The organism is Thermococcus marinus, from assembly GCF_055389025.1.
This window is the reverse complement of record NZ_AP042417.1, coordinates 1,814,348-1,839,417: the sequence shown is the minus strand read 5'-3', so window position 1 is coordinate 1,839,417 and position 25,070 is coordinate 1,814,348. Positions and strand designations below refer to the sequence as shown.

Below are 25,070 nucleotides of genomic sequence, written 5' to 3'. Positions count from 1 at the left end.
GGTTTAAGGTTGTGCTCCGGGGCATTGCAAGGCGTTTAATCAACGTCTTCGGTCTCTTCTTCGCCCGCAACTTCCTTGATGTACCCCATGATGTCGTGCAGTATGAAGAAGCTCACTGCGGCATCGACGGCAGAGAATACGTTGCCTGCCATCAGGAACAGCAATGCAAAGAAGAACTCCGCCGCGGCGTAGATGAGGGCGACCTTTATCGCGGTTCTGTTCTCGAGCCCAACGCCGTAGGCGAGCAGAAGGCTCAGGAGGGCGAATGTCAGGTAAACGGGCGAGCTCAGGGCGTAGGCGTAGTACAGGAGCATTATTCCGTTGACCGAAAGAAGGAGAGTGGCGAGGGCAAGTCTCTTCATGTTATCCCCAGGTAGCCCTCAAAGGCCTCGACGTATTTAAACCCATCGTCTGGGAATATGAGGACGTAGGTCTTCTCGCCGAGCTCTTCCGCGAGCTTCTCGTACGCCCTGAACACTGCCCCCGAGCTGAGGCCTATGAGAAGGCCGTCCCTTCTGGCGACGCGGATTGCCCCCTCTATGGCCTCGTTCCTCGTTATTTCCACCACGCGGTCTATCTCTGTCTGGAAGTACCACTTGGGCTTCGTTTCCAGCCTCTTGATTCCCGGTATCTTCTCTCCCTTCGCTGGGACAACGCCGATGACCTCCGTGTCGTAGCGCTCCTTCAGGTAGCTCGCTATGCCCGCTATGTGGCCCGAAGTCCCTATGCCCGCTATCAGCACGTCCGGCTTCTTGCCTATGCTCCTCAGCTGTTCCTCGATTTCTCTGGCCGTGGAGCGGTAGTGCGCCTCAAAGTTATCGTCGTTTTCGTACTGGTTGAGGTTCACCGCACCGGCTTTTCTGGCCTCCTCCTGCACAAAGCGCACCATGGTCTGGTCTATCGTCTCGAAGTCCGTCCTGACGACCTCTGCACCGAGAACCTTTAAGAGAACCTGCGTGGCCTTGGGAGTCGGCTTCGGCAGGTATGCTCTGAACCTGACGCCAAAAACGTTGCTCAGGGCCGCCATGGCGATTCCGACGTTGCCGGAGGTCGCCTCAAAAAGGGCGGTGCCGTTGACCTCCCCGCGCTCCCTGGCCTTTGTAAGCATGTTAAAAACGGTTCTGTCCTTTATGCTCCTGCTGAACGGGTTAAAGAACTCTAACTTGGCAAAAGACATCCCCCCGCTCGGCCGAGAGCCTGACCAGGGGGGTCGGCTTGTACTTCTCGAACAGTTCGAGAGTGCCCTTAAACACGTTCATTGCCGTCACCGGAAAGGAATCCGGAGAAGGCCTTAAAAACTTTCCTAGAGCGTACAGTTGGGAACAAAATTGGGTAATCAAAGAACGCCTTCCCTAATCAGCGCTTCCTTTATCTTCTCGAACTCGCCGAGGGAGCCTCTGACTATCGGGTACTTCGGCACGAAGGGGCACGGCTCCTCAGGCTCGATGCTTATCTCGAAAGTTCCTATCTCCTTCGCTATTCTCACTATCTCTTCCTTGTCGAGGCCTATCAGCGGCCGCAGAATCGGTAAATCGCTGGCGGTGCTTATCACGAGAAGGTTGTCGAGGGTCTGGCTTGCAACCTGGCCGAGGCTGTCGCCCGTGATTAATGCCCTCGCCCCGATTTCGTGTCCTATCCTGCAGGCCTTCCTTATCATCGTCCACTTGCAGAAGAGGCACGTCCACTTCCCTTTTCCTATCTCCGCCAGTTTCGAGAAGACTGGGGCCTGCTCCTCATAGGCATCAACGATTACAGGCTCGTTCAGCTTTCCGTACTTGTTAAGGACTTCGTAGAGCTCCCGGACTTTGGACTCCTTTTTGTCGCTCTGCCTGAAGTGCACGGGGGTCACTTCAACGCCCTTCGTGAGCATCAAATAAATCGCGACCGGTGAGTCTATGCCTGAGCTGAGCAGTGCAACGGCTTTCATGGTTGGAAGAAGGAAAGGGCCGTATATGAAGCTTTCCTCAACTTAGAGTTTGAAACCGTTCTGGTTACCCGCTACTTTTGGACATGCGAGACCATCGTAGCGGATAACCTTCCCCACTCCCATCTTCATTGTGGGACTTTCGGGGGGAACGGGGACTCCCCACATCTTCGGGAGTTTCAGCAGTCTCCATTCGGGCTTACAAAACTCCCACATACCGGAGACTACCACATCACTGAAAACTACCCCACAAGGCTATAATAAAAATTACGGAAAACAAAAGCCAGCAAATGTCCCGCTTGTTGTTATCTATGGAACAGCCCTGAGCTGGAGCAGGCCGATGTAGACGAACCACGCCAGTATCGTTGCCGCACCGATGAGCTCCGGAATCGCGATCCCTTTAAACACCTTGGCTTTAACGAGGTAGACCATCAGGACAAATGTCACGACTGCCAAGGCGCTCCAGATGTAGCCGGCGGAAACTCCTCTTCTGGCGAGCTTTATTCCGACGAGCGCTATATCGGCTAAAGCGAGGACGTAAAACAGAATTGCTGAAGGGCTGTGATAGGGGAGCTCCTCCGGAAACACTCCAACGAGGAAGAGGAAGACCGTTGCGAGGGGCATGAGATAGGAAAGCCCGTTCTTGACTGCGACTACAGAAGGAATCATTACAATTGCCGCGAAAACCATCAAGAAACCGTTGAAGAGCCAGCGGTTGGGGTTGTGGAGCGAACCCATGTCGCTCAGGGCGTTGTCTGTGAAGGAAAACCATGGGTTGGCGTGGACGACTATGCTCAGGCCTATTATGAAAATAACTGGTAGGGAAAGGGCGACGTAGGCCCCAAGGCGCCCGAATTCCATGCCACCACCTCAGCACTCCCTCTTCTTCGGCTCTTCTCCAAAGACTGCCCTGTAGAGCTTCTTGAACTCCTCCCATGAGCCCCTTATCACAGGGTGCTTCGGGATGAATGGAATCTCGTCCTCTGGGAGGGTGGAGAGCTCGAAGGTGCCTATCCTCTTGGCTATGCCCACTATTTCCTCCTTGTCGAGGCCTATGAGCGGTCTGTAAATCGGCAGGTCGCTCGCCTGGCTGACGATGTACATGTTTTCAAGGGTCTGTGAAGCTACCTGGCCGAGGGAGTCGCCCATGACGATGCCCTTCGCCCCGAACTCTTTAGCTAACTTGTCGGCGTGCTTTACCATCATGAACTTGCAGAATACGCAGGTGTATTTCTCCTTCTTCATCTCGCGGAGCTTTTCAAGGATTTTCTCCCTCTCCTTCGGCTTGACGACTATCAGCTCGGCCTTCCCGCCGTAGTGGTACTTCTTCAGCTGGTTCCAGATTTTGCGCACCTTTTCAAGGGTCTTCTCGCCCATGTAGATGTGGACGGGAACTACCTCCACACCGCGCTTCATCATTAGGAAAGCGGCCACGGGTGAGTCTATGCCCCCACTGAGGAGCGCAACAACTTTGCCCTGAGTGCCAATGGGGAGCCCTCCCCAGGCGCGGATTTTGTCAACGAAAATGTAGGCTTTCCCTTCCATCAGCTCGACGCCGACCTCGATGTCGTAGTCCTGCAGGTGAACTTCGCTCTCCTCGTTCTCAAGGATGTACTCCCCGACCTTCGCCTGGAGCTCCGGACTCTTCAGGGGGAACTCCTTGGTGATTCTCCTCGCGGTGACGCGGAACTTCGGCTTTTCAAGGCCGAGTTCCCTCTTTTTTCTCCTGAAGAGCTTGAGGGCAGTCTTGTTGATTTTTTCGAGGTCGGCATCAACTTCCATCGCCGGTGAGAGCGAGACTATTCCAAAGACGCGCGTGAGGACTTCAACGGCCTCCTTGGCCCTGTTCGTCCTTACGAGGACTCTGCCGTGCTTTGCCTCGACCTTCTTGAACTCAATTCCCTCGCTAACGAGGGCCTCGCGGATGTTGTTCATGAGGATGTTCTCAAACCATCTCCTCGTCTGCCTGGACTTAGTTCCTATCTCGCCGTATCTTACGATGACAACGTTCATTCAATCACCCCACCGCTGGGAACTTAACAACAATCTCAATGTACTTCTGGATGACCGTGTAGAGGATGAGGGACATTATGTAGGACGACAGCAGGATTAACTCGTTCATTTCAAAGATGTGCCTCGCCAGCTCTTTGGCCCTCGGGGTCGCGTCCATGATGGTCCTCATGTACCTGACCTTCCAGCGCTGGTTAATCACGATGAACCCCACGAGGAAGATAACCCCTAACAGGCCCCACATTTTCCCGAAGGCCAGCATGAGGAACAGCGTTGACGTCATCACGAGCCAGCCGCCGATGAGACCGAGCAGGATTACAAACTCTATCATACCTATCGTCCCTGGTTCAGACAAAGGGAATAAAAAAGTTTAGATGGATAACTGAATTTGGATTAAATAAACTTGGTGACGTCCTCGACGCCCTTCTTCCTTTTCGATGGCCTGGGCTCGTCCCTGGGGTAGCCCACCGGAATGACCCCAACGAGGTAGTGGTTCTTGTCGAGGCCCGCAAGCTCACGCACCTTCTCCTCTATGCCCCTGAGGTTCGTGACGCCTATGTAGACCGTCCCAAGGCCGAGCTCAACTGCCTTGAGCATGAGGTTCTGAATGGCAATCGCGGCGCTCTCGACGCTCCAGATGAACTCAGGCTCGTCGTACTCCGCCCCCTTGAGGAAGCGGATGCGTTTGTCAATGAAAACGGCTATGTAAACCGGTGCCTTGTACATACCCATCTCGTAGATGCGCTTCTTGAGCTTCTCTATCTTGTCTTCCGGAAGGTTCACGGCGCGGTAGTACTGAACCATGCCCTCTCCTATCAGGTCGTATATCTTTTCCCTCGCGTCTTCGCTCACGAAGACCACGAACTTCCAGTTCTCAAGCCCGCTCGCGGTCGGGGCCCTTATAGCGGCCTCGATGAGCTTTTTAATGTCTTCCTCCGGTACGGGCTTCTCCAAAAAGTAGCGTACGGAACTCCTCTTCATGATGGCATCATCAAGCTCCATGTTTTCACCCCTTAATCTCTTCACATGGGTTATTTGTTAATCCTTTCCCAAACCAAAGGTTTAATAGAACCCTCCGAGAAACCTCTAAGGGTGAAACCATGTACGGATGGAGAGGAAGGCTCGGCCTTATAGTTCCCTCCTCAAACACGACGATGGAGATGGAGCTTCACGATTACCTGCCCGAGGGCGTTTCGCTCCACACAACGAGGATTCCGCTGAAGAACGTCACGGAAGAGGAGCTCGTAAAGATGAACACACTGGCCGTTGAGGGGGCCAAGCTCCTCCGCGATGCCGGTGTCGAGCTGATTCTCTACGGGTGCACGAGCGGCTCGCTGATCGGCGGAAAGGACTACGAGAAAAAGCTTGAGATGGAGATAGAGGAGGAAGTGAACGTCCCGGTAATAAGCACCAGCACCGCCGTGATAGAGGCCCTCAAGATGCTCGATGCAAGGGAGATAATAGTCATAACCCCCTACACCGACGAGATTAACGTGAGGGAGAAGGAGTTCCTCGAGGCCAACGACTTCACGGTTCTCGACATCAGGGGCCTCGGCATTGAGGACAACCAGGACATAGGCAAACTTGAGCCATATTCCGCCTACCGCCTCGCCAAGGCGAGCTTCATGGACGAAGCGGAGGCGATTTTCATCAGCTGCACCAACTGGAGGACTTTTGAAATCATCGAGGCCCTCGAAAACGACCTCGGTGTCCCCGTTGTCACGAGCAACCAGGCTTCTCTGTGGCTTGCCCTCCGGGAAATGGACGTTATGGAGCGCATTCCTGGCCTTGGGAGACTCTTCACAGAGTACTGACTCGTTTTTCCCTGCTCTTTGTTTTTGCTCCGGGACGAAACCCTTTTAAGATTTTGACCTTTGTACTCACGGAGGGTGATACATTATGATAGGGCTTCTCGACGAGGCAAGGGAGCTGTCAATCTTCACAGCTTACAACACGAACGTTGACGCGATAGTCTATCTCAACGGCGAGATAGTCCAGAGGCTCATTGACGAGTTCGGGGCTGATGCAGTCAAGAGGAGAATGGAAGAGTACCCGAGGGAGATAAACGAGCCGCTGGACTTCGTCGCGAGGCTCGTTCACGCCCTCAAGACCGGCAAGCCGATGGCCGTCCCGCTTGTGAACGAAGAGCTCCAGGCCTGGTTCGACTCCCACTTCAAGTACGATGTGGAGAGGATGGGCGGCCAGGCGGGAATAATAGCCAACCTCCTTGCCAACCTCGACTTCAGGAAGGTAATCGTTTACACTCCCCACCTAGCTAAGAAGCAGGCCGAGATGTTTGTGAACAAGCCTAATCTGTTCTACCCCGTCGTCGAGGACGGGAAGCTCGTTCTGAAGCACCCCCGCGAGGCCTACCGCGAGAACGACCCGATTAAGGTGAACCGCATCTTCGAGTTCCGCGCCGGGACGACCTTTAAACTGGGCAACGAGACGATTACCGTCCCTTACTCGGGCCGTTTCATCGTATCGGCCCGCTTCGAGAGCATAAGGATTTACACCGAGCCAGAGCTCAAGCCGTTTTTGCCTGAGATTGGCCTGGGGGTTGACGGTGCAATCCTCTCCGGCTACCAGGGCATAAGGCCCCGCTATTCCGACGGAAAGGACGCGAACTACTACTTCCGCGAGGCCAAGAAGGACATAATGCTCCTCAAGCGTGAGAAGGACGTCAAGGTGCACCTTGAGTTCGCTTCAATACAGAACCGCGAGCTCAGAAAGAAGGTCATCTACAACCTCTTCCCGCTCGTGGACAGCGTCGGCATGGACGAGTCCGAGATAGCCTACGTCCTTAACGCCCTCGGCTACTCCAAGCTCGCCGAGAGGATATTCACCTACAACCGCATCGAGGACACCGTCATGGGTGGAAAAATCCTCATAGACGAGATGAACCTTGAAGTGCTTCAAATCCACACGATTTACTACCTCATGTACATCACCCACGCGGACAACCCGCTGAGCGAGGAGGAGCTGAGGCAGAGCCTTGAGCTCGGAACAACCCTGGCCGCTGCGAGGGCATCTCTCGGAGACATTCGCTCGCCGGAGGACTTCAAGGTCGGCCTGAGCGTCCCCTACAACGAGCGCGGCGAGTACGTCAAGCTCCGCTTTGAGGAGGCCAAGAGGCGCCTGAGGACAAGGGAGTACAAGGTCGTGATAATCCCCACGAGGCTCGTCAGCAACCCGGTCTCGACCGTGGGGCTGGGAGATACCATCTCAACGGGAGCGTTCACGAGCTACCTTGCCCTTCTCAGGAGGAAGGGGGCGCTTTGAACACTCGAATCTTTTTTATTTTGACCTGCCAATTGGTACGGTATAGTGTACCAAACATTTTTAAAGATTGGTACGGTATAGTGTACCATGCGGTCTGATGACGTTAAACGCTATATCCGCCTCTTTCATGAAAGAGACCTGCCGGAAGTTTTGAAGCGGGAGCTGGAGGTTTCCTTGAACCCTTGGAAAGCTACTGTAATAATCGGCCCTAGACGCTCGGGGAAAACTTATCTCCTCTATTCGCTGGTCGGCGAAGAGCGGGAACGCTATGTGTACCTAAACTTCGAGAATCCCCTTCTGTTCGGGATAACCGGTAGGGACTTTCCGAAAGTTGTAGATGCTTACTTTGACCTCTATCCAGAGAACGTTGGAAAAGAAGTCTTCTTCCTTCTCGACGAAATTCAGAACGTCCCTGACTGGGAGATAGGCGTGCGGTATCTCCTTGATGAGGGATTCATGGTTGCCGTTACCGGCTCTTCTTCCAAGCTCCTCTCAAGGGAGGTTGCCACCCAGCTAAGGGGGCGTGGAATTTCCTACACTCTCCTTCCGCTCTCGTTCCGGGAGTTCCTCCAGTTTAATGGAGTTGAGCTTAAACGGCACGACGTCTATGGCAGAAAGGTTCACAGGATAAAGGAGCTCTTGGGGGAGTATCTGCGGTACGGCGCCTTTCCTGAGGTAGTTTTGCTCGACGATAAGGTCAGAATCCTTGAAGAGTACTTCTCTGTGATGATAACAAAGGATGTTGTAGAGCGGCACGGAATACGGAACGTGGCCCTAATTGAGGCCCTTGTTAAGCTTCTGCTATCGAACTACGCGAAATACACTTCCTACAGCTCAATCCACCGCTTCCTCCAGTCGGAGTTCGGGACATCTAAAACAACCGCCCTTGAATACCTCAGGGCACTTGAAGACTCTTTCTTTGTCTTCTTCCTTCCGAAGTTTGCCCGTTCCGAAAAGGAATCTATCAGGGCCCCCAAAAAGGTATACCTTATTGACACCGGCTTTGCCCTCTTTTCAAGAAAAGACCCTGCGCGAGATATGGAAAATGCCGTCTTTCTTGAACTTCTTAGAAGAAAGCACTACCAGAACCCGCTCCTCAACATCTGCTACTACGGTGGCTCCGGTGAAAAAGAAGTTGATTTCGTTGTGTCAGAATCAGGGAAAGTCGTGGAGCTTATTCAGGTAACCCTAAGCCTCAGTGATGCCGAAGAAAGAGAGCTATCCGCCCTTACCGAGGCAGGCAGGAACCTCGGCTGTAAGAACCTCACAGTGGTGACTCTCGATGAAGAAGAAACCATTGAAAGGGATAACCTTAGGATAAACGTTGTTCCCCTCTGGAAGTTCCTGCTGGGACTCACTCCACCAGCCCTTCCATGAGCCTTGCCTTCTCCTGCGCCTTCTTGAGGTGTTCGACTGTAACTTTTGTGTAAATCTGCGTCGTTGAGAGGTTTGAGTGTCCCAGCAGCTCCTGAATTGCCCTTATGTCCACCCCGCGCTCGAGCATGTGCGTTGCGAAGCTGTGACGTAGCTTATGCGGTGTGACCTCCACCCCGGCTTTTTCCCCATATTTCCTCAGTAGGTACCAGACGGTCTTTGGTGAGAGCCGGTCTTTGTTCTTTCTCCGCTCCTCGACGAGGAGGTACTCGCTCGAATCGGAGCGCGTTTCGAGGTACGAGCGGATTTCCTTAGCCAGAAACTCGGGAATGGGCACGACTCTGTCCTTTGCTCCCTTTCCACCGCGGACGACGATGATGCCCCTGTCGAGGTCTATATCTCCTTTCTTCAGGTTGCAGAGCTCGCTGACTCGGAGGCCCGCGCCGTAGAGGAGGAGAACGATGAGCCTGTCCCTCTTCCGGGTCGGCGGGATAACGGAGAGCAGTCGCTTGACTTCCTCGCGGGTTAGGGCCTTCGGCAGGCTCCTCGGCACTTTTGGGGGCTTGAGCTTTTCGGCTTCATCGTCGTATCCCTCAAAGCGGAAGTAGGCCCTCAAAGCCTGGACGACGAGGTTCAGGCTCCTGTTTGAGTAGCCCTCGCGCCTCAGCCTTGCCAAGAAGCGGAGGGCGGAGCGCGCGTTGATGGCTCCACCCCACTCCAGGTATCGCCTGACGTAGTAGGAGTACATTCTAATCGTGTTAGGGCTCTTGCCCTCCAGGTCGAGGTATGTCTCGAACTCTTCAAGGACTTCGGTGCTCATCGCTCAGCCCTTAGAGCAGTTCGTCTGGCTTTAATCCGGCGTCTATGATTTCAAAGTCTTCCCCAGATTCGGGTTTTTCACCTTCTTTTTTCTGCTCTCCAGTATTGGTGGGTTTTTCGGCCTTTGACTCTATGTCCTCTTTTATGGCGAGGCTTAGGTAAACGGTCTTCATGAGCTCCTCCACGAGCTCCTGCTCCTCTGCGAAGACGTATCCCTGGCCGACGACCACTTTTCCGGCAAGGCCGAGCTTTTCAACCGCTATTGCGAGAACCCTCTCGTCCGGGACGGGCTCAGCCGGGAACAGGTTGGTCCAGGCGTCCTCGATCTTGACGGGCTTGCTCTTCTTGCCGAGGAGCTCCTTCAGTCCCTCGTTCTCGTTCCTAATCCTGGTGTATTCGGAGTGGAGCTCCTCGTACTTCTTCCTGAGCTCTTCGTGCTCCTTGTAAAGGCTCTCATACTCGTTCGCAAGCTGGTCGTACTTCCCCTTCACGTCAAGGAGCTGTTTTCTGAGCTCCATGTACTCAGGGAGAACCTGCAGGCTCTTCAGTCCTGCCCTGACGAGGGTGTTCTTGAGCTCCTTCCTGACGAGCTCGACATCAACGTGCTCCAGGTCGTGGCCGAGAGGAAGCTTCATCCTCTCGATGTGCCCGACCATTTCGCCGAGCTCGTTGAAGAGCCTCTCTGCCAGCTCCCTTCCAACGCGGTCGGCGTCTGTAGCTATAATGAGTAGGTCTGCACCGGCCGCGGCGCTCTTGGCTATCTCCACGTTGGTTGTCGGAATTATCGCGGAAATCGTTATGTTGTACTCGCTTCCCAAGGCCAAACCTTGGAGGGCTTTGCTTACAACTTCAACGTCGCTCGCTCCTTCCACAAGAATCCTAACGTCAACTATGGCCATTCCCATCACCTCATGGGGTCGTTACCCCTCTGGAAATACGGCAAGGCCTTTAAAAATCCTCTCTAAGCTCGACCTCAAGGCTCGGCCTCTCAAGAATCACCCTGCCGTCCGGCAGGAGTGAGATGCTCAGCGCGTGCACTTCAACACCTGTTTTTCTGGCTTCAGCCAGGAGGCGCGCTATCTCCGGGTCTCCCTTCTCGTAGGGGCTGAACTTCTCAACGCCCGGCATAGCGCCGATGAAGAATATCATTGCCCTCTTTCCGGAGCGGGCCAGTTCGATGAGCTCCCTTATGTGCCTCTGTCCCCTGACGCTCGGGCAGTCTGGATACATTGCGTATTCGCCCTTATCCCCACCGCGCAGGACGGCGCTCTTCATCTCTGCGTAGATTTCACCGCTCGGGCACTCAAGGAGGTAGTCGAGGCGTGAGTTCCCAACGCGGACTTCCTTCCTCTTTATCCTGCAGTCTCTCAGCCAAGGTACAAGGTTCAGCTCAACGGCCCTCTCAAACGCCCTTGCCTGGGTTCGGGTGTCTATTATTGCTCCCTTTCCGTTGAGGTCTTCAAAGGCTACAAGAACGAAATCAGTCTTCCCACCGTCCTTAGGCGTGCAGAAGGCCTTCCTTCCAGGAATCATAAATTCCTCCAGCCGTCCCGTGTTGGTAACTAGCGCCTTTCTAACATCACCGCCCACTTCCACCAGCGCCACGAAGCGGTTGAGCCTCTCTATGAACCTGCAGGGGACTACGTTAAGCTTAAGCAGCTCCATAATGGGAACGGTCCCCTGAAGGCTAAAAACCTTTGGGAGGAGACCTAAAACCTTAAATATTCCAGCCATGAGCATTTAGATGAAAATCTTAACGAAAGAGGTGGTTGTGATGGTGGACTTTGAACTGCTCAAGAAGATTGTTGAGGCCCCTGGTGTTTCCGGCTACGAGTTCCTCGGCGTCAGGGACGTTGTAATCGAGGCTTTCAAGCCCTACGTCGACGAGATTAAGGTTGACAAGCTCGGCAACGTTATAGCACACAAGAAGGGTAAGGGCCCGAAGGTCATGCTCGCGGGGCACATGGACCAGATTGGCCTCATGGTGACCCACATCGAGAAGAACGGCTTCCTCCGCGTTGCGCCCGTTGGAGGTGTTGACCCGAGGACGCTCATCGCCCAGCGCTTCAAGGTCTGGGTCGGCCCGAACGAGTTCATCTACGGTGTCGGTGGAAGCGTCCCGCCACACATCCAGAAGCCAGAGGAGAGGAGCAAGGCTCCAACCTGGGAGCAGGTATTCATAGACATAGGCGCCGAGAGCAAGGAAGAGGCCGAGGAGATGGGCGTAAAGATAGGCACCGTCATCACCTGGGACGGAAGGCTTGAGAGGCTCGGAAAGCACAGGCTCGTCAGCATAGCCCACGACGACAGGATAGCGGTTTACATCCTCGTCGAGGCCGCGAGACAGTTGGCCGAGACTGACGCAGATGTCTACTTCGTCGCGACCGTTCAGGAGGAGGTCGGCCTCCGCGGTGCAAAGGTTTCAGCGTTCGGCATTGACCCCGACTATGGCTTCGCCCTCGACGTTACCATCGCCGCCGACGTTCCGGGAACGCCGGAGCACAAGCAGATAACCCAGCTCGGAAAGGGCGTCGCGATTAAGATAATGGACCGCTCCGTCATCTGCCACCCGACCATAGTTAGGTGGATGGAGGAGCTTGCCAAGAAGCACGAGATTCCGTACCAGTGGGACATCCTTACCGGTGGAGGAACGGACGCAGGAGCCATACACCTCAACAAGGCCGGCGTCCCAAGCGGAGGAATAAGCATCCCGGCGCGCTACATTCACTCCAACACGGAGGTCGTTGACGAGCGCGACGTCGATGCCGCGGTCAAGCTGACCGTCAAGGTTCTTGAAGAGATTCCGGAGCTCAAGCTCTGATTTTCACCTCTTTTCTTCCGCCAACTTTAAAAATGGATTTTGGATATTCTACAGGTAGCGGACGCCCAAAGGTGTCCAGCGATGGAATCAAGAGTGGCAGAGATGCCCTTCTCAGCGGACTGGGAAGCCGTGAAGTGGGTTGTATCACGACCGGGGGAGCTCTTCTTGTCACTGCCATTCGAGGCGGAGATTTCGGGGGAAGAACCCTTCGATGTCAGGATACACCTGAGAAAACGGCTGTTCAGCTTTGAGTTCCGGGGAAAGATGAACATTGCCTTCGCCGATTCGACTGCCACCTACATAATGAAGGGCACGAAGGGACTCCTCATCCTCTCGATCTCTGCTGGGGAGGGCAGGCTTGTGTCAAGGGCCTCTGCCGACCTCGTCGAGCGCTTTCTCGGCCGGAAGCTTGAGGAGCTTGCAAAGGGGTTTGGGCTGTCCATCTGCCGCTTCTCTGAGAGCTACCGGAGAATCGTTGGAAAAATCCTTCCAACGGGGAAGGGGGAGTTCTACGTGCGGGACTTGGCCTCTGAGGATCTCCCCCACCTCCTCAGATACCTCCGCTTCAGCCTTGGAAACGGGAGTTTTTCCCTCGCGGGACGTGGAGAGGGCGAGGAGTTCAGGATAACCGTCGAGAACGACGTGGTTAAAAACCTCGAGCACGAGAGCTCGGGTGGAAGCGCGATAGTCGAGGTTAATAAGCCCCTGCTTGACGTCGGTGAGGAGGACTTCTCAGGCCTCGAGCTCGGGGGAGAGTACTTCCTCAGTGTTCTCCGTCGGTGACTTCTTCTCAAGCTTCCACATCTCGTAGAGCAGAAAAGCCAGCCCCATTGCGATTCCCCCCAGGGCAAAGGGCCACTTCTCTGGCAGTGGGAGCCCCCTGTGCCACTTGTGGAGCAGGTAGTTCTGGTAGAGGAACAGGTAGCCAAGCCACGCTACAATCAGGGCTTCGATGCCGTATTCGACCAGCTTCTTCTCTCGCTCCTCCATCTCCACCACGGGAAAGGTTAAAAGTGGCCCGTTAAAAACTCTTCCCATGCAGCCAGACCTCCAGTACTTTCCCTACGACACCCTCAGGCCCAATCAGGCTGAGTTCATCGAGCTCGTGCGCGAAACTGCCGAGAGGGGAGAGAACGCCATAATCGAGGCACCTACCGGCTTCGGTAAGACAGTGAGCGTTCTGGCGGGAGTTCTTCCAATAGCCAAAGAGCTCGGCCTCAAGGTTCTCTACTTGGCCCGAACGCACAGGCAGATGGACCGCGTTATAGAGGAACTCAAGGCGATAAACAGGAAGGCAAGGGTTTCCGGGGTTGAGCTCAGGAGCAGGAAGGAGCTGTGCCTCCACAACTACCTCACCCAGTTCACGAGCGACGCCTACACCGCCATGGTCGTCTGCAAGAACCTGAAGAAGCTTGGAAAGTGCCCCTTCTACGAGAACGAGAAGAAGAAAAAGGCCGAGTTCAACGAGCTTATCAACTTCTTCCTCGAGAGTCCGTCTCACCCCTCTGAAATCCTGAGCTACGCGGAGACGCTCGAGCTCTGCCCCTACGACCTCACGAAAAAAATAGCCGAGAAGGCGGACGTCATCGTTGCCAGCTACCTCTACGCGATAAGCCCCAGCATAAGGGAGAGTCTGATAAGCTCGCTCGGCGTGGATTACTCAGACCTGATAATCGTCTTCGACGAGGCTCACAATTTGCCGGACCAGGCCATCTCGGCTTTGAGCGACAGGCTGAGCATACACACCCTCAACAGGGCCATCAAGGAGGCCGACGAGTACAGGGAGAACGAGATAGCCAACTTCCTGAGCATACTCGGCAGGGGCCTTGAGTTGCTCTTCCGTGAGAAGCTCGCCGACCGGGAAATCCAGGAAACGCCGATTCAGCCAGAGCTGGTCTTCGTTCACCTGATGAGAACACTCGGGATAAGCGAGCGCTGGCTCGTCAAAACGCTGAACGAGATGGTCTCAATCGGCGAGGCAATTAGGGAAGACCGAATCGAGAAGGGCAAGCCGCCGAGGAGCTACATCGGCCGCGTCGGCGAGTTTCTGCTCCTATGGTTCTCGCTCATCGGCAGGGACGACTACCTCTTCCTGCTCAGCAGGGAGAAGGGTTTGAGCCTTGAGCTAGTTGCCCTTGACCCGTCGAAAGCTCTAACCTTCCTGCGTGACGTCCACAGCGCCTTCTTCATTTCCGGAACCCTTACGCCCCTCGAGGCCTTCAGGGACGTCATGGGCATCGAGAATGCCAGGCTGAAGAAGTTTCCGAGGATGGTGAAGCGTGAAAACGCGCAGGTTCTGGTCGCCAAAGACGTCTCGACGCGCGGTGAGGAGCGCTCGCTCCAGGTCTACAGGAAGATGGTGGACTACATAGTTGAGGCGGTCAAGCTAATCCCCAAGAACGTCGGCGTGTTTACGGCCTCGTATGAGGTTCTCCAGGGCCTTCTCTCGGCCAACCTTGAGGTTAGACTTGAGGGAACCGGAAAGGCCGTCTTCATCGAGAGGCAGGGAGTAAGCTCGGCCGAGAACGACGCGATGGTGGCGAGCTTTAAGGCCCACGCAAAGGGCAACGGGGCGGTTCTGCTCGGTGTCATGGGTGGGAGGAACAGTGAGGGACAGGATTACTCTGGCGACGAGATGAACGGGGTCATCCTGGTCGGGATTCCATACGCGAGGCCAACTCCGCGCGTTCAGGCCCAGATAAGGTACTTCGAGTGGAAGTTTCCTGGGAAGGGCCGTTACTACGGCTACTACCTCCCCGCTCACAGGAAACTGGTTCAGGCGGCAGGAAGGGTTCACCGCTCGGCGGAGGAGAAGGGCTCGATAATAATCCTCGACTACCGCGTTCTCTGGAGGAACGTCAGGAAGGACTTTCCGGACTGGATGGTGGAAACCATGAGGCCCGTTGACCTGGCGAGGATGAGGCTTTACTTGAAACGCTTCTGGCTCAGCGGACTGTGAACTCCTTTTCAACTCTAACCTTGGCCCCGTTCACGTAGGCCACCTTGACGACCTTGTATCTCCCTGGCGTGAGCTCCACCGGTAACTTTTGCTCTATCGTTTCACCGGGGATTAGGACGATTTTGCGGTTTAGAAACACTATCCCTGGGTCAAGCCTCTGCCAGAAACCGACGTACTCGTAGAGCTCAATCTCGTTGTCCGTCTCGACCTTGAAGGTGTTTGGGTTCGTTATCCAGACGACGAGTTCTCCCTTCCGGGGCTTGACGTCGATGTCGAGCTCGACCTCCGGTGGTGCGCCGACGTTTATGATCCCAACCCTGTCCTTGGAGGGAACTTTTACTATCTTCATCAAGCCGATTTTGGCGTTTTTCCAGAAAAACTTTCCGGTTGCGGGGTGTTTTGGCTGGTTTCGATATCTGGGTGTGCTCGGGAAGGCTTTTTTATCCAAACGGGAAACTTGCTCAAATTGAACTTTCAAGAATGAGCTGTCAACTTTGATGAAACCTTTGCTTGGCAACAAACTTTTGAGAAAAGTTTAATCTGTTTGATCTAAAGAATTCCCTTTCGTATCAACGGGTAAAAGTCAGTCGTGCACTAATTGGTTTGGCAGTTCTCAAGTGAGTTTAACCTCAAAAATCCACTTTCAAGCACTTTCAAACTTACTCTGGCGCCCTCCGGGCGCCTTCTCATAGTGAAATACTTGCAAAAGAGCAAATCCAATAGAAACTCACTCTAAAATTCTAAAATTTAGCAATTCAAAAGGCACTTAATCTTCCGCCAGCGCTGAAACTTTGCCCGGCAAAGTTTCATCAAAGTTTGTGATTCCTTTTGAAGGAGCTACGGGTTTTGATGAAACTTTTCGCCAGAAAAGTTTCTTATGGTGCCGGGGCGGGGCTTTGAACCCCGGACCTCTCGGTTTCTCAGGCTCCCCCGAAGGGGAGCGGCCCTATGAGCCGAGCGCTCTGACCAGGCTAAGCTACCCCGGCACGACCCGAGCGCTCGACCTATACCTTTCGGTGGGCGTTTTTAAATCTTTCGCTGGTGGTTGCCTAATAGTAGTCGTACGTGTAGGCCCAGGTGAGCCTTCTCTTTATGGCCTTTCCGTAGTAGTAGCCCATCAGGATGCCCACTACCATGCCGCCGAAGTGGGCTATGGCGTTGACCCTTGGCAGGATGCTGTTGACGAGGAAGAGCACGAAGGCGTTCAAGAGGGCCAGTTGCATGTTCCCGCCAATGACGCCGGTTATTGCTATCAGCGTCCCCGCGATACCGAACAGCGCCCCGCTGGCACCTGCGCTGACGAGGTTGGGTGGCGTGAGGAACAGTGTTAGCAGGTTTCCAGTCAGGCCCGAGACAATGTAAACGATCACGACCCGCTTGGGTCCAATGAGTCTTTCGAGCTGGCTGCCCAGTGAGAGTAGGAAATAGGCGTTGAAGAGGATGTGGATTATGTTGACGTGGACGAACATCGCCGTGAACGGCTGCCACCATGCCCCGAGGTGAAGAATGGCGTAGTTCCACTGACCTAGTGTAGCCAGGACGTCCCCACTAATCCAGAAAGGATTTTTACTCATAACTGCCTCCACTGCATAGACCGCGACGTTTATCAGGAAGAGGGTAAATGTCGCCCGCCCGTAGCGGTGGAGGTAGTGCTCAAGGCTCATTCTCCAGCGCCTCCAGGATTATTCTGAGTATTCTCTCGTTTGCGGCGGCTATAACGTTCGTGTTCACCTCTGCGCTCAGCTCAAGCTCAAGGGGCTTGCCACCTTCGTCCGTCACGATGCCCCCAGCTTCCCTCACGAGCATTACTCCGGCGGCTATGTCCGTCGGCCTCACGTAGTTTCTGATGTCAAAGACGCCGTCGAGAGAGCCTTTGGCCGTGTAGGCCATCTCCACCGCTATTGCTCCCAGGACTCGGACTCTCTTGACCTTATTTACCAGCCCAAGGGCCCTACCGCGCGTGTAGAAGCTTATCGCTTCCTTTCCTGGTTGGGGGTCGCTGACGTGGATTGGTCTTCCGTTAAGGTACGCCCCCTTTCTTGGAATCGCTTCGTAGAATGCTTTTGGGAAGAACTCGTAGATCGCCCCATAGACGGGCTCCTTTTCCTTGAAGACCGCAAAGCTGAACGCGAATATCGGAATGCCGACTGAGAAGTTGTAGGAGCCGTCCAGGGGGTCAACTACCACTGTGTAGTCGCTCCCGTTGTCAATCTCGCCGACTTCTTCGCTCACTATGTTAACGCTGAGGGGCTTGAGGTGCCTTATGATGATGTCTTCCGCAACCCTGTCTATGTACTTGGTCACGTCACCGCTCACGTTGGTTCCTACGTTTTCACCCGCTTTTTTCGTGCCGAACAGCGGCATTATTGTCTTCTCCAAGTCCTTTGCCATAGTAAATGCGATTTCGTTCCAGGCAAACTCCATACGTATCACCCCAGGAGAGTTATGAGCACGTTCCTCGTCCCGGGCCCGAACCCGAGAATGAAGACTGTCAGCTTGACGAAGTTAATAAGCTCGGGGTCTTCGTCAGTCATAAATTTATCGAGGACGTAAACGACGATGGTTATTACGGCGAGCTTCTCCAGGTACATAACGGCGGGCGTTCCAAGCAGGTTCATCAAGGTCCTCGCGAGGACGTGCTGTTCCCAGAACCCGAAGAACTGGATTCCAACAAACGTGGTTGTTGCGTCGTAGAAGTGGGTGTAGAAGAGAGTCCTGTTTTTCCTAACTAGCTCAAACTTCTTTGAAAGGGCCCATATAACGGCCTCGGAGACGAGGGGGGCTGGGAGGAAGTACTTGAAGTATTCCCACCTAACCGAGACCCTGTTCCAGTTGATTACCATTATGAAGAGCAGTCCCGCGACGAGCACCCACCCGAAGTCGCGGTAGATTGGGTAGAGCTTCTCATCGGGCCCGAGGTGCCTCCAGACAGTCAGGAGGGACGCTATGGCAAAGCCCGCTATGACGAAATAACCACCGGGGCTGACTGTTAGGTACGTCCTCGGGAGCAGGCCTATGTCCGTTATGCTCCTCATCAGCGGGCCAAGGATTATGTAGGGCATGAGGGCGACGAAGAAGCGCTCGTCAACTTTTATACCCATTCTCTTGAGCATCTTGTGGAGGAGCAGGACGGCGATGCCGAGGATTATGGAATAGACGAGCGTGTTCACGGCGTTGTAGCCCTGATTGTACTTTATTGGGTCAATGAAATAGCGCTGAAAAAACTCTTCAAGGCCCATTCGACCACCAAAGACGGTACTTCCGATAGCCTTAAAGCTTTTCCGTGAGGAAGCCCCAGAGCGGAACGAAGCGGATTCCATCTTTCTCGTCTCTGTAGTCCCACGTTATCACAGTCAGGTTCTTCACGCCCAGTTTTCTGCCGGCAGACTTCAGGGCCTCGACTTCCCTCGACCTTACGTCTCCAGAGTCCAGCGCGTATGTGACTTGAATCAGCTCGACGGGCTGGCCTCTCTTAGTTATCACGAAGTCAACCTCCCTGTGGTTCTTGTAGTGGTAAACCTCCGCTTCCCGTCTCTTCAGTTCGAGGAACACCGCGAGTTCCATGAGCCTGCCAGTGTCCGGTGTGAACGAGAAGAGCCGTGAAAAGCCGGCATCAACCGGGTAAACCTTTGGAATTGAAAGCTCCGAGGTTTTTAGGGAGTAGCTGAACTTCTTCACCAAAAAGACGCTCATGGAATCCTCAAGGTAACTGAGGTACTCGTAGAGAACTCCCTTGCTGACCTTTATTCCCTGGGACTTGAGGGCGTTGTAGAAGGCATGAACGCTGAACTCCTTGGCGAAGGAGCGCATCAGCGAGCGGAGGAGGAGCTTCATCACGTGGAGGTTTCTAACGCCGTAGCGCTCCACGACGTCCTTGTAGAGAACCATGTCAAGGTACTCTTCGAGGAGCTTCTCCCTAATCGTCTCGTTATCCTCAAGAACGACCCTTGGAAAGCCTCCCCACTCGAGGTACTCCCTGAGGAGGGCCTTAAGCTCGGCCTCCCGCTTTGAGCTCAGAGGTCGTCTCATGTGGTATCCCCTCGCCCTCAGGAATTCCCGAAACGAGAAGGGGAGCATAGTGTAGGTCAGCGTTCTTCCCCTCAGCCTTGAGGCTATCTCCATAGAGAGGAGCTTTGAGGAGGAGCCGGTTACGAAAACTGAATACCCCTCGTCGTGGAGATACCTGACCATTCGTTCCCAGTCCTTGACAGCTTGAACTTCGTCGAGAAAGATGTAAACCGGCTCGCCAAAGGCCTCACGATGGAGTTTAAGAACGTCCATGATGTCCTTTGGCTCGAATCCCTCAAAGATGGGATGCTCGAAGTCTATGTAGAGAACGTCCTCGCGCGGAAGTTCTTTAATGAGCTGGTAGAAGTAGAAGGTCTTCCCGCTCCGCCGCGGCCCGATTAGGGTTATGATTTGCTCGCTCTTTAGGGGAACTCTCAATTCACGCTCAACGGTTTCTGGGAGCTTCTTCTCTTGGAAGTCCGCCAGGTACTGGAGGGTTAAATCTTTGTCAATCATAGTCTTTTATGAGAGGAAATATTATTTAAATATTTCCCTATTTAAAAGACCAAAATTGAACCCCTTGAGTTAAGCCATGCTGGCTCTCCAAAGAACCCAGGAAGTCTCCGGACTTTTTAAGGTCGCCATAGACGGTCCTTCCGATAGCCTTAAAGCTTTTCCTTCCGAGAGGTTAGGGGTGGGAGAATGAAAGGATTGCACCTAATGCAGCTTCCCCGCGAGGTTCTGCTCGGCGAGAACCTAAAGGGCGAGGTCGTAAACGTTGCGAGACGGCTCGGCCTTGGGGAGAGGGCTCTAATCCTGTACGGGCCTAAAACAAAGGAGATAGCTGGCAAAGACGTTGAGAACAACCTTAAATCGGAGTATGAAGTTGTTTCGCTCACTGTTAAAAAGGGCGCGACGATGGAGGAAGTCGAGAAGACTATCGGCGTGATAAGGGACGAGAGTATTGACTGGGTCATCGCTGTTGGGGGCGGGAGCATAATAGACGTCGCCAAGCTCGCTTCTTTTAAAACGGGAATTCCTTTCATAAGCTTTCCCACAACGGCGTCTCACGACGGCATAGCGAGCGCAAACGCTTCAATAAGGGACTTGGGCACGAAAACTTCGGTTAAGGCGGTGCCCCCAATAGCCGTCATAGCAGATGTCAAGGTCATAAAAACGGCACCCTACCGCTACCTCGCGGCTGGAGTTGGGGACACAATAAGCAACCTGACTGCCGTTAGGGACTGGCAGCTGGCCCACAGGATAAAAGGGGAATACTACAGCGAGTACGCGGCCTCGCTGAGCCTCATGAGCGCCAAGATGGTTATGAAAAATGCCGACATAATCAGACTCGGCAACGAGGAGAGCGTGAGGAAGGTCATAAAGGCCCTAATCTCGACGGGCGTTGCGATGAGCATTGCCGGCTCTTCACGGCCCGCGAGCGGTGCGGAACACCTCTTCAGCCACGCGCTCGACATGCTCCTCGACAAACCAGCCCTACACGGCGAGCAGACCGGACTGGGTACCATCATAATGGCATACCTCCACGGCATGAAGTGGGAGCGCGTTAGGGAAACCTTAAAGAGGGTTGGCGCCCCAACTACTGCATATGAGCTTGGGATTGACCCAGAGATTGTTATCGAGGCCCTCACGATTGCCCACACGATAAGGCCCGAGCGCTACACAATCCTTGGGAAGGACGGCCTTACCCGCGAGGCGGCCGAGAAAGCCGCTAAAATCACGGGGGTTATCTGACTATCATTCCTCATAACTTCAGGAGGTGTTTGAGATGGCCATAATCACGTTAGTCGGTGAAAAGCTTGCGAAACCGGGTGTTGAGTTCATATTCTATGGACCTGCCGAGCCGTGCAAAACCTGCAAGCTGGCAGGGGTGTGCGTTGGAAACCTCGAACCTGGCAGGAGGTACAAGATTCTGCGCGTGAGGAGCATGCCGTCGCACTCTTGTCCACTACACGAGGGCAAGGTTCGCGTCGTTGAGGTCGTCGAGCCGAGCGTCGAGGTGGCGATAGAGCCAAGGTTGGCGATAGTCGGCTCGATAGTCCAGCTGAAGTTCGAGGAGTGCAGTGACCCGGAAAAGAAGGAGCTCTTCAGGCCAGAGGGACTCTTCGAGGGCGACCAGGTGAAGATAATTGAGATAACCGGAGAAGTCGAGTGCGACGGAAAGACGTACAAGGTCGCAAAGGTAATGAGAAAGAAGGACTAACCGACGAAGACTATTTCTTCCTCTTCTCCGATTTTCATCCGGTACGCCCTCATTTTTCCCTCAAGGAGGAGCCTTATCGCCTCGAGCGTTTTCTCTTTCCTCAGCAGTTCTTTCCTGGCTTCTTCGACGCTGACTTCCCTGAAGCGCACCCTGAAACCGGGCCTGAGCTGGGCAAGTCTGTGGCGGTGTGCGCTTATCACGACCCCGATTTTGGAGTAGCCGCCGGTGGTCTGGGCGTCGCGCATCATCACGATTGGCTTTCCGTTGGGGGGAACTTGAACGGAGCAGGGGACGAGCGGACTCGTAACGATTCCCGCACCCTTCTCGGAGTGCTCTATTGTCTTCCCATCGAGGCGGTAGCCCATCCTGTCCGATTCAGGCGTCACAGTGTAGGCCTCGCTCAGGAAAGTGCTCACGCCCTCCTCCGTGAAGTGCTCCAGGTCTGGGCCAAGGATGACGCCCACCGTTATCTCCTGGGCGGAATAGTCCGGCCTCAGCTCTTCTGGAAGGCGCTTCCCTTCTCTGCCCGTCAGTATCGCGTAGCCGAGGTTCAGGACATCGCCAGCTTTTAGTGGCCTTCCAAGGCCCGCCTTGGCATACGTTGAGCAGCTCCCGAGGAGGGGCTTGCACTTTATTCCTCCGGCGAAGGCGATGTAGCCGTAGAGCCCGCTCCTCAGCGCCCCGACTTCGAGTATATCCCCCCTCTTCGCCCAGTGGCTTGTCCAGGGTTCAACTGGAACGCCGTTTAGCCTGACCTCCACATCCCCCGCAATGGCAAAGACTGCTGAGGCGTTGAACCTGATTGTCGGCCCCATCAGGAGGAACTCCAGGAGGGGAGCGTCTCCAGAATTGCCGACGAGGTAGTTGGCTATTCTGGCCGAGTAGTCGTCCATGTAACCAGAAGTGGGAACTCCGAGCTTTCTATAGCCCTTCCTGCCGGAGTCCTGGATGGTGAGGAGTGAAGGGACGCTGATGAGCTCAATCATTTTCATTCCCCCATTCGGCCCTGTAGAGCTCGTCGAACTCTTCCTTATCAATCGGCACGAACTTTACCCTGTCTCCCGGTCTGAGCAGTGTTGGTGGCTCTCTTGGGGGGTTGAAGAGCCTTAGGGGAGTCCTACCTATAATCCTCCACCCTCCAGGGCTTTCTAGGGGATAGATGCCGGTCTGCTTCCCTGCTATCCCTACAGAGCCGGCCGGAACCTTCAGGCGGGGCTTCTCAAGGCGGGGCGTCGCTACCCTCTCGTCCATTCCTCCCAGGTAGGCAAAGCCTGGCAGGAATCCGAGGAAATAGACGCGGTAGATGGGTTTTGAGTGGATTTCAATGACCTCTTCAGGAGTCAGGCCGTTGTACTGGGCCACGAACTCCAGGTCGGGGCCGTATTCGCCCCCGTAGAGAACCGGGATTTCTATGAGTCTCCCCCCGACCTTCTCTGCTTGGACATCAAGCCCTTCTACCGCGCGCTTGACTCCCTCAAAGTCAATGAGCTTGGGATTATAGATTACCGCGAGGGAAGAATAGGCTGGAACAACCTCGACGAGCCACTCGAAGCCGGCCCCTGCTATGGCCTTCGTGAGTGCGTGGACGCGGTCGTTCACTTCCTCGTCTATGACCTCGCCAAAGGATATGAGCAAAGCCGAGTCGCCGAGGGGTTTAAAGTTCATTGTCTCCCGCTTGCGATCCCACTCCTTTCGAAGCTTCTTAAGGTCAATTTTCTCCTCAAATATCCCGAACGCCAGCTCAAGGTCTTTAATAAACGCCTCCTGATTTTCGTTGCCCCATGACTTTCGAAAGGCCCTCATTTTATGAGCTCCCCCATCGGCACTATCTTAACGCCCTCCCTCTCAAGGATTTCCCTGATGTGCCTCGCTATCTCCACAGCCTTCGGGTTGTCGCCGTGGACACAGATTGTGTCCGCTTTGAGCTCGACCCACTCGCCGTTTATCGCCTTGACACCGCCGTCCTTGACCATTGAGACAACGCGCTCCGCTATCTCGTCCTTATCATGGATTACAGCTCCGGGCCTCGAGCGCGGGACGAGGGTTCCGTCCGGGTTGTAGGCCCTGTCCGCAAAGACCTCGTGGGCGACTTTGACGCCCATCTCTTCCGCTATCTCCGCCGGCCTTGAGCCGGAGAGAGTCACGAATATCAGGTTCCTGTCGAAGTCAGCAATTCCCTCTATAACTGCCCTCGCGAGTTCCTCTTCCTTGACAAGAGCATTGTAAAGTGCTCCGTGTGGCTTAACGTGCTGGAGCTCAAGCCCCTCCGCCCTCGTGAAGGCGTAGAGGGCTCCAATCTGGTAGAGGATGTAGTTCCTCGCCTCCTCCGGTGTGAGCTTCATGTACCTCCTGCCGAAGCCGAGAAGGTCTGGATAGCCTGGGTGGGCACCCACAGAAACGCCCTTTCCCTTCGCGAGCCTCACGGTCTTCCTCATCACGAGCGGGTCTCCGGCATGCCAGCCGGTCGCGACGTTGGCGCTCGTGATGTAGTTCATGACCTCCTCATCGAGGCCGAGTTTATACCTTCCAAAGCTCTCGCCGAGGTCAGAGTTTAGGTCAACCTTCATCCCTACCACCGCCCTCATTTCGACGGAAATCTAAAAAAGGGTTTCTCCGAGTTAATGCCATGAAGGCTCATGTCATTGATGCTGCGGTCTTCATCCAGGGGTTTGATGTTGAAGGGGTTACAACACCAAAGGTCGTTGAGGAAGTCAAAGACCCGGAATCTCGGCTCTTCCTAGAGGGACTGATAAGCGCTGGAAAGGTAAAAGTCCTCGTCCCCTCCCTGGAGAGCGTTGAAGCCGTTAAGGAGGCCGCCCGGAAAACCGGGGAGCTGGGAGAGCTCAGCGAGGCGGATATAGAAGTCCTCGCCCTCGCCTATGAGCTCAAGGGGACGCTCTTCACAGACGACTACAACCTCCAGAACATAGCGAAGACTCTGGGAATAGAGTTCAGAACGCTCAAGCGCGGGATAAAGCGCGTAATCCGCTGGAACTACGTCTGCATCGGCTGTGGGAAGAAGTTCTCCGAGATGCCTCCTGAGGGAATGTGTCCCGACTGCGGGAGTCCTGTGAGACTGCTGCCGAAAAGAAAGAGGCGTCAGAGGCGGAGGTAAGGGATTACCTCATCATAAACCTCGCTCCAGTCAACAAGGCCGACGCGCTTCTTGACCCCCTTCTCAATCAGCTCCAGAATCTCATCCACGGCTTCTTCGGGCGTCTTTCCAGTCGTGTCTACCTCTATGACGTTCTCGTTCTCTTCGAGCGCTTCGACCAGGATCACGTCAACGAGCTCGGCCTCGACGTTCTCTCCGATTTTTTCCTTTGAATAGCCCCTCTCAGTCAGCCTCTCGCCAACCAGCCTGGGGTGGGCCCTCAGGACTATCACGATGTCCGCTGGCAGGAAATGGCTCAGATGCCCGTCAACGACGACGTCCTTTCCCTTGAAGTCCCGCTCGAAGTTGTAGGCCAGCTCGTCCACCTCGACCTCAAGCTCGTCGCCCTTCATTTCACCTATGTCATTCTCAAGCGCGTAGTCCCTCAGGTTGACGTACTCGTAGCCGAGCCTTTCCGCTAAAAGCTTTGAAACCGTCGTTTTTCCAACTCCCGGTGTCCCGGTTATTGCTATTATCATGTCACCACCATCCTCC

29 protein-coding genes and 1 tRNA gene are annotated in these 25,070 nt (G+C 54.6%); 9 read left to right on the top strand and 21 right to left on the bottom strand.

Translation table 11 applies throughout. The features are described 5' to 3' along the window. Positions 1 to 35: 35 nt before the first annotated feature. The 7 genes from ACZ5ER_RS10210 to ACZ5ER_RS10180 all read right to left on the bottom strand — a co-directional run bounded on the left by ACZ5ER_RS10210 (position 36) and on the right by ACZ5ER_RS10180 (position 4,936). The gene (locus ACZ5ER_RS10210; RefSeq protein ID WP_050003799.1) at positions 36 to 362 is read right to left on the bottom strand and encodes a hypothetical protein; all 327 of its coding nucleotides are present in this window, start codon (positions 360 to 362) and stop codon (positions 36 to 38) included. Then, positions 359 to 1,177 carry a cysteine synthase family protein gene (locus tag ACZ5ER_RS10205; protein ID WP_464934378.1) on the bottom strand — a complete coding sequence of 273 codons (819 nt, stop codon included), beginning with the start codon at positions 1,175 to 1,177 and terminating at the stop codon, positions 359 to 361. Before ACZ5ER_RS10205 ends, ACZ5ER_RS10210 begins: the two co-directional genes overlap by 4 nt. A 159-nt stretch (positions 1,178 to 1,336) precedes the next feature. After that, positions 1,337 to 1,927 carry an adenine nucleotide alpha hydrolase family protein gene (locus ACZ5ER_RS10200; RefSeq protein WP_050003797.1) on the bottom strand — a complete coding sequence of 197 codons (591 nt, stop codon included), beginning with the start codon at positions 1,925 to 1,927 and terminating at the stop codon, positions 1,337 to 1,339. 306 nt (positions 1,928 to 2,233) lie between these two features. Further along, complete coding sequence (locus tag ACZ5ER_RS10195) at positions 2,234 to 2,785, bottom strand: DUF998 domain-containing protein (protein WP_050003796.1); 552 nt, start codon at positions 2,783 to 2,785, stop codon at positions 2,234 to 2,236. 9 nt (positions 2,786 to 2,794) lie between these two features. Further along, positions 2,795 to 3,937 carry a tRNA uracil 4-sulfurtransferase ThiI gene (gene thiI, locus ACZ5ER_RS10190; protein WP_464934377.1) on the bottom strand — a complete coding sequence of 381 codons (1,143 nt, stop codon included), beginning with the start codon at positions 3,935 to 3,937 and terminating at the stop codon, positions 2,795 to 2,797. 4 nt (positions 3,938 to 3,941) lie between these two features. Next, positions 3,942 to 4,265: a hypothetical protein gene (locus tag ACZ5ER_RS10185; RefSeq protein WP_464934376.1), complete on the bottom strand. Its 324-nt coding sequence runs from the start codon at positions 4,263 to 4,265 to the stop codon at positions 3,942 to 3,944. Between the two features lie 62 nt (positions 4,266 to 4,327). Beyond that, positions 4,328 to 4,936, bottom strand: a complete 609-nt coding sequence (locus ACZ5ER_RS10180) for a nitroreductase family protein (protein WP_464934375.1) — start codon at positions 4,934 to 4,936, stop codon at positions 4,328 to 4,330. A 98-nt stretch (positions 4,937 to 5,034) separates the two neighbouring features. Here ACZ5ER_RS10180 and ACZ5ER_RS10175 point away from each other — a divergent pair, with 98 nt between their 5' ends. The 3 genes from ACZ5ER_RS10175 (at position 5,035) to ACZ5ER_RS10165 (ending at position 8,593) form a co-directional block, all read left to right on the top strand. Next, complete coding sequence (locus ACZ5ER_RS10175; protein WP_464934374.1) at positions 5,035 to 5,748, top strand: maleate cis-trans isomerase family protein; 714 nt, start codon at positions 5,035 to 5,037, stop codon at positions 5,746 to 5,748. Between the two features lie 85 nt (positions 5,749 to 5,833). Continuing rightward, the gene (pfkC, locus tag ACZ5ER_RS10170; RefSeq protein WP_464934373.1) at positions 5,834 to 7,216 is read left to right on the top strand and encodes an ADP-specific phosphofructokinase; all 1,383 of its coding nucleotides are present in this window, start codon (positions 5,834 to 5,836) and stop codon (positions 7,214 to 7,216) included. 87 nt (positions 7,217 to 7,303) lie between these two features. After that, positions 7,304 to 8,593 carry an ATP-binding protein gene (locus tag ACZ5ER_RS10165; RefSeq protein ID WP_464934372.1) on the top strand — a complete coding sequence of 430 codons (1,290 nt, stop codon included), beginning with the start codon at positions 7,304 to 7,306 and terminating at the stop codon, positions 8,591 to 8,593. On the opposite strand, the gene xerA is transcribed toward ACZ5ER_RS10165, so the two are convergent. The 3 genes from xerA to sfsA are packed head-to-tail and all read right to left on the bottom strand — an operon-like array spanning position 8,571 to position 11,074. Next, a complete protein-coding gene (gene xerA / locus ACZ5ER_RS10160; RefSeq protein WP_464934371.1) occupies positions 8,571 to 9,410 on the bottom strand; it encodes a site-specific tyrosine recombinase/integron integrase in 840 nt (279 codons plus the stop codon). The two genes, ACZ5ER_RS10165 and xerA, sit on opposite strands and share 23 nt — an antisense overlap. Positions 9,411 to 9,420: 10 nt before the next feature. After that, entirely contained in the window at positions 9,421 to 10,308 is an 888-nt protein-coding gene (locus ACZ5ER_RS10155; RefSeq protein ID WP_464935202.1) for a toprim domain-containing protein, read from the bottom strand. Positions 10,309 to 10,357: 49 nt separating this feature from the next. Continuing rightward, positions 10,358 to 11,074, bottom strand: a complete 717-nt coding sequence (gene sfsA, locus ACZ5ER_RS10150) for a DNA/RNA nuclease SfsA (protein ID WP_464934370.1) — start codon at positions 11,072 to 11,074, stop codon at positions 10,358 to 10,360. Positions 11,075 to 11,183: 109 nt separating this feature from the next. Between sfsA and ACZ5ER_RS10145 the strand changes: the two genes are divergently transcribed. Both ACZ5ER_RS10145 and ACZ5ER_RS10140 read left to right on the top strand, forming a co-directional pair. Then, entirely contained in the window at positions 11,184 to 12,230 is a 1,047-nt protein-coding gene (locus tag ACZ5ER_RS10145) for a M42 family metallopeptidase (RefSeq protein ID WP_050003787.1), read from the top strand. A gap of 81 nt (positions 12,231 to 12,311) precedes the next feature. Further along, a complete protein-coding gene (locus ACZ5ER_RS10140; RefSeq protein WP_464934369.1) occupies positions 12,312 to 13,013 on the top strand; it encodes a hypothetical protein in 702 nt (233 codons plus the stop codon). On the opposite strand, the gene ACZ5ER_RS10135 is transcribed toward ACZ5ER_RS10140, so the two are convergent. Then, positions 12,963 to 13,220, bottom strand: coding sequence for a hypothetical protein (locus ACZ5ER_RS10135; protein WP_050003988.1), 258 nt, complete (start codon positions 13,218 to 13,220; stop codon positions 12,963 to 12,965). The two genes, ACZ5ER_RS10140 and ACZ5ER_RS10135, sit on opposite strands and share 51 nt — an antisense overlap. Positions 13,221 to 13,266: 46 nt before the next feature. Here ACZ5ER_RS10135 and ACZ5ER_RS10130 point away from each other — a divergent pair, with 46 nt between their 5' ends. After that, complete coding sequence (locus ACZ5ER_RS10130; protein ID WP_050003785.1) at positions 13,267 to 15,189, top strand: helicase C-terminal domain-containing protein; 1,923 nt, start codon at positions 13,267 to 13,269, stop codon at positions 15,187 to 15,189. Here ACZ5ER_RS10130 and ACZ5ER_RS10125 read toward each other — a convergent pair. From ACZ5ER_RS10125 to ACZ5ER_RS10100, 6 genes are all read right to left on the bottom strand, one after another. Next, positions 15,176 to 15,538: a hypothetical protein gene (locus tag ACZ5ER_RS10125; protein ID WP_050003784.1), complete on the bottom strand. Its 363-nt coding sequence runs from the start codon at positions 15,536 to 15,538 to the stop codon at positions 15,176 to 15,178. The genes ACZ5ER_RS10130 and ACZ5ER_RS10125 overlap by 14 nt on opposite strands. Before the next feature lie 529 nt (positions 15,539 to 16,067). Continuing rightward, positions 16,068 to 16,175 (bottom strand) — tRNA-Met (locus ACZ5ER_RS10120). A gap of 63 nt (positions 16,176 to 16,238) precedes the next feature. Further along, positions 16,239 to 16,853, bottom strand: coding sequence for a rhomboid family intramembrane serine protease (locus tag ACZ5ER_RS10115; protein ID WP_464934368.1), 615 nt, complete (start codon positions 16,851 to 16,853; stop codon positions 16,239 to 16,241). After that, positions 16,843 to 17,613 (bottom strand): bifunctional fructose-bisphosphatase/inositol-phosphate phosphatase, encoded by a 771-nt coding sequence (locus ACZ5ER_RS10110; protein WP_050003782.1) that lies wholly within the window; start codon positions 17,611 to 17,613, stop codon positions 16,843 to 16,845. Before ACZ5ER_RS10110 ends, ACZ5ER_RS10115 begins: the two co-directional genes overlap by 11 nt. A gap of 5 nt (positions 17,614 to 17,618) precedes the next feature. Beyond that, positions 17,619 to 18,428 (bottom strand): DUF63 family protein, encoded by an 810-nt coding sequence (locus ACZ5ER_RS10105; RefSeq protein WP_464934367.1) that lies wholly within the window; start codon positions 18,426 to 18,428, stop codon positions 17,619 to 17,621. A gap of 31 nt (positions 18,429 to 18,459) precedes the next feature. Then, a complete protein-coding gene (locus tag ACZ5ER_RS10100; protein WP_050003780.1) occupies positions 18,460 to 19,713 on the bottom strand; it encodes an ATP-binding protein in 1,254 nt (417 codons plus the stop codon). Between the two features lie 195 nt (positions 19,714 to 19,908). Between ACZ5ER_RS10100 and ACZ5ER_RS10095 the strand changes: the two genes are divergently transcribed. After that, a complete protein-coding gene (locus ACZ5ER_RS10095) occupies positions 19,909 to 20,952 on the top strand; it encodes an NAD(P)-dependent glycerol-1-phosphate dehydrogenase (protein WP_464935200.1) in 1,044 nt (347 codons plus the stop codon). Positions 20,953 to 20,986: 34 nt separating this feature from the next. After that, complete coding sequence (locus ACZ5ER_RS10090) at positions 20,987 to 21,421, top strand: UPF0179 family protein (RefSeq protein WP_464934366.1); 435 nt, start codon at positions 20,987 to 20,989, stop codon at positions 21,419 to 21,421. On the opposite strand, the gene ACZ5ER_RS10085 is transcribed toward ACZ5ER_RS10090, so the two are convergent. From ACZ5ER_RS10085 to ACZ5ER_RS10075, 3 genes are all read right to left on the bottom strand, one after another. Then, a complete protein-coding gene (locus ACZ5ER_RS10085; protein ID WP_464934365.1) occupies positions 21,418 to 22,407 on the bottom strand; it encodes a 5-oxoprolinase subunit C family protein in 990 nt (329 codons plus the stop codon). The genes ACZ5ER_RS10090 and ACZ5ER_RS10085 overlap by 4 nt on opposite strands. Beyond that, a complete protein-coding gene (gene pxpB / locus ACZ5ER_RS10080) occupies positions 22,400 to 23,086 on the bottom strand; it encodes a 5-oxoprolinase subunit PxpB (RefSeq protein ID WP_464935198.1) in 687 nt (228 codons plus the stop codon). The genes ACZ5ER_RS10085 and pxpB overlap by 8 nt, the downstream gene beginning before the upstream one ends. A gap of 134 nt (positions 23,087 to 23,220) precedes the next feature. Then, on the bottom strand, positions 23,221 to 23,988 hold the full coding sequence (locus ACZ5ER_RS10075; protein WP_050003777.1) for a LamB/YcsF family protein: 768 nt from the start codon (positions 23,986 to 23,988) through the stop codon (positions 23,221 to 23,223). A gap of 59 nt (positions 23,989 to 24,047) precedes the next feature. On the opposite strand from ACZ5ER_RS10075, the gene ACZ5ER_RS10070 reads away from it, so the two are divergent. Then, positions 24,048 to 24,536, top strand: a complete 489-nt coding sequence (locus ACZ5ER_RS10070; RefSeq protein ID WP_050003776.1) for a type II toxin-antitoxin system VapC family toxin — start codon at positions 24,048 to 24,050, stop codon at positions 24,534 to 24,536. Here ACZ5ER_RS10070 and ACZ5ER_RS10065 read toward each other — a convergent pair. After that, positions 24,521 to 25,054, bottom strand: coding sequence for an adenylate kinase family protein (locus tag ACZ5ER_RS10065; protein ID WP_464935197.1), 534 nt, complete (start codon positions 25,052 to 25,054; stop codon positions 24,521 to 24,523). The genes ACZ5ER_RS10070 and ACZ5ER_RS10065 overlap by 16 nt on opposite strands. Positions 25,055 to 25,070: the final 16 nt, after the last annotated feature.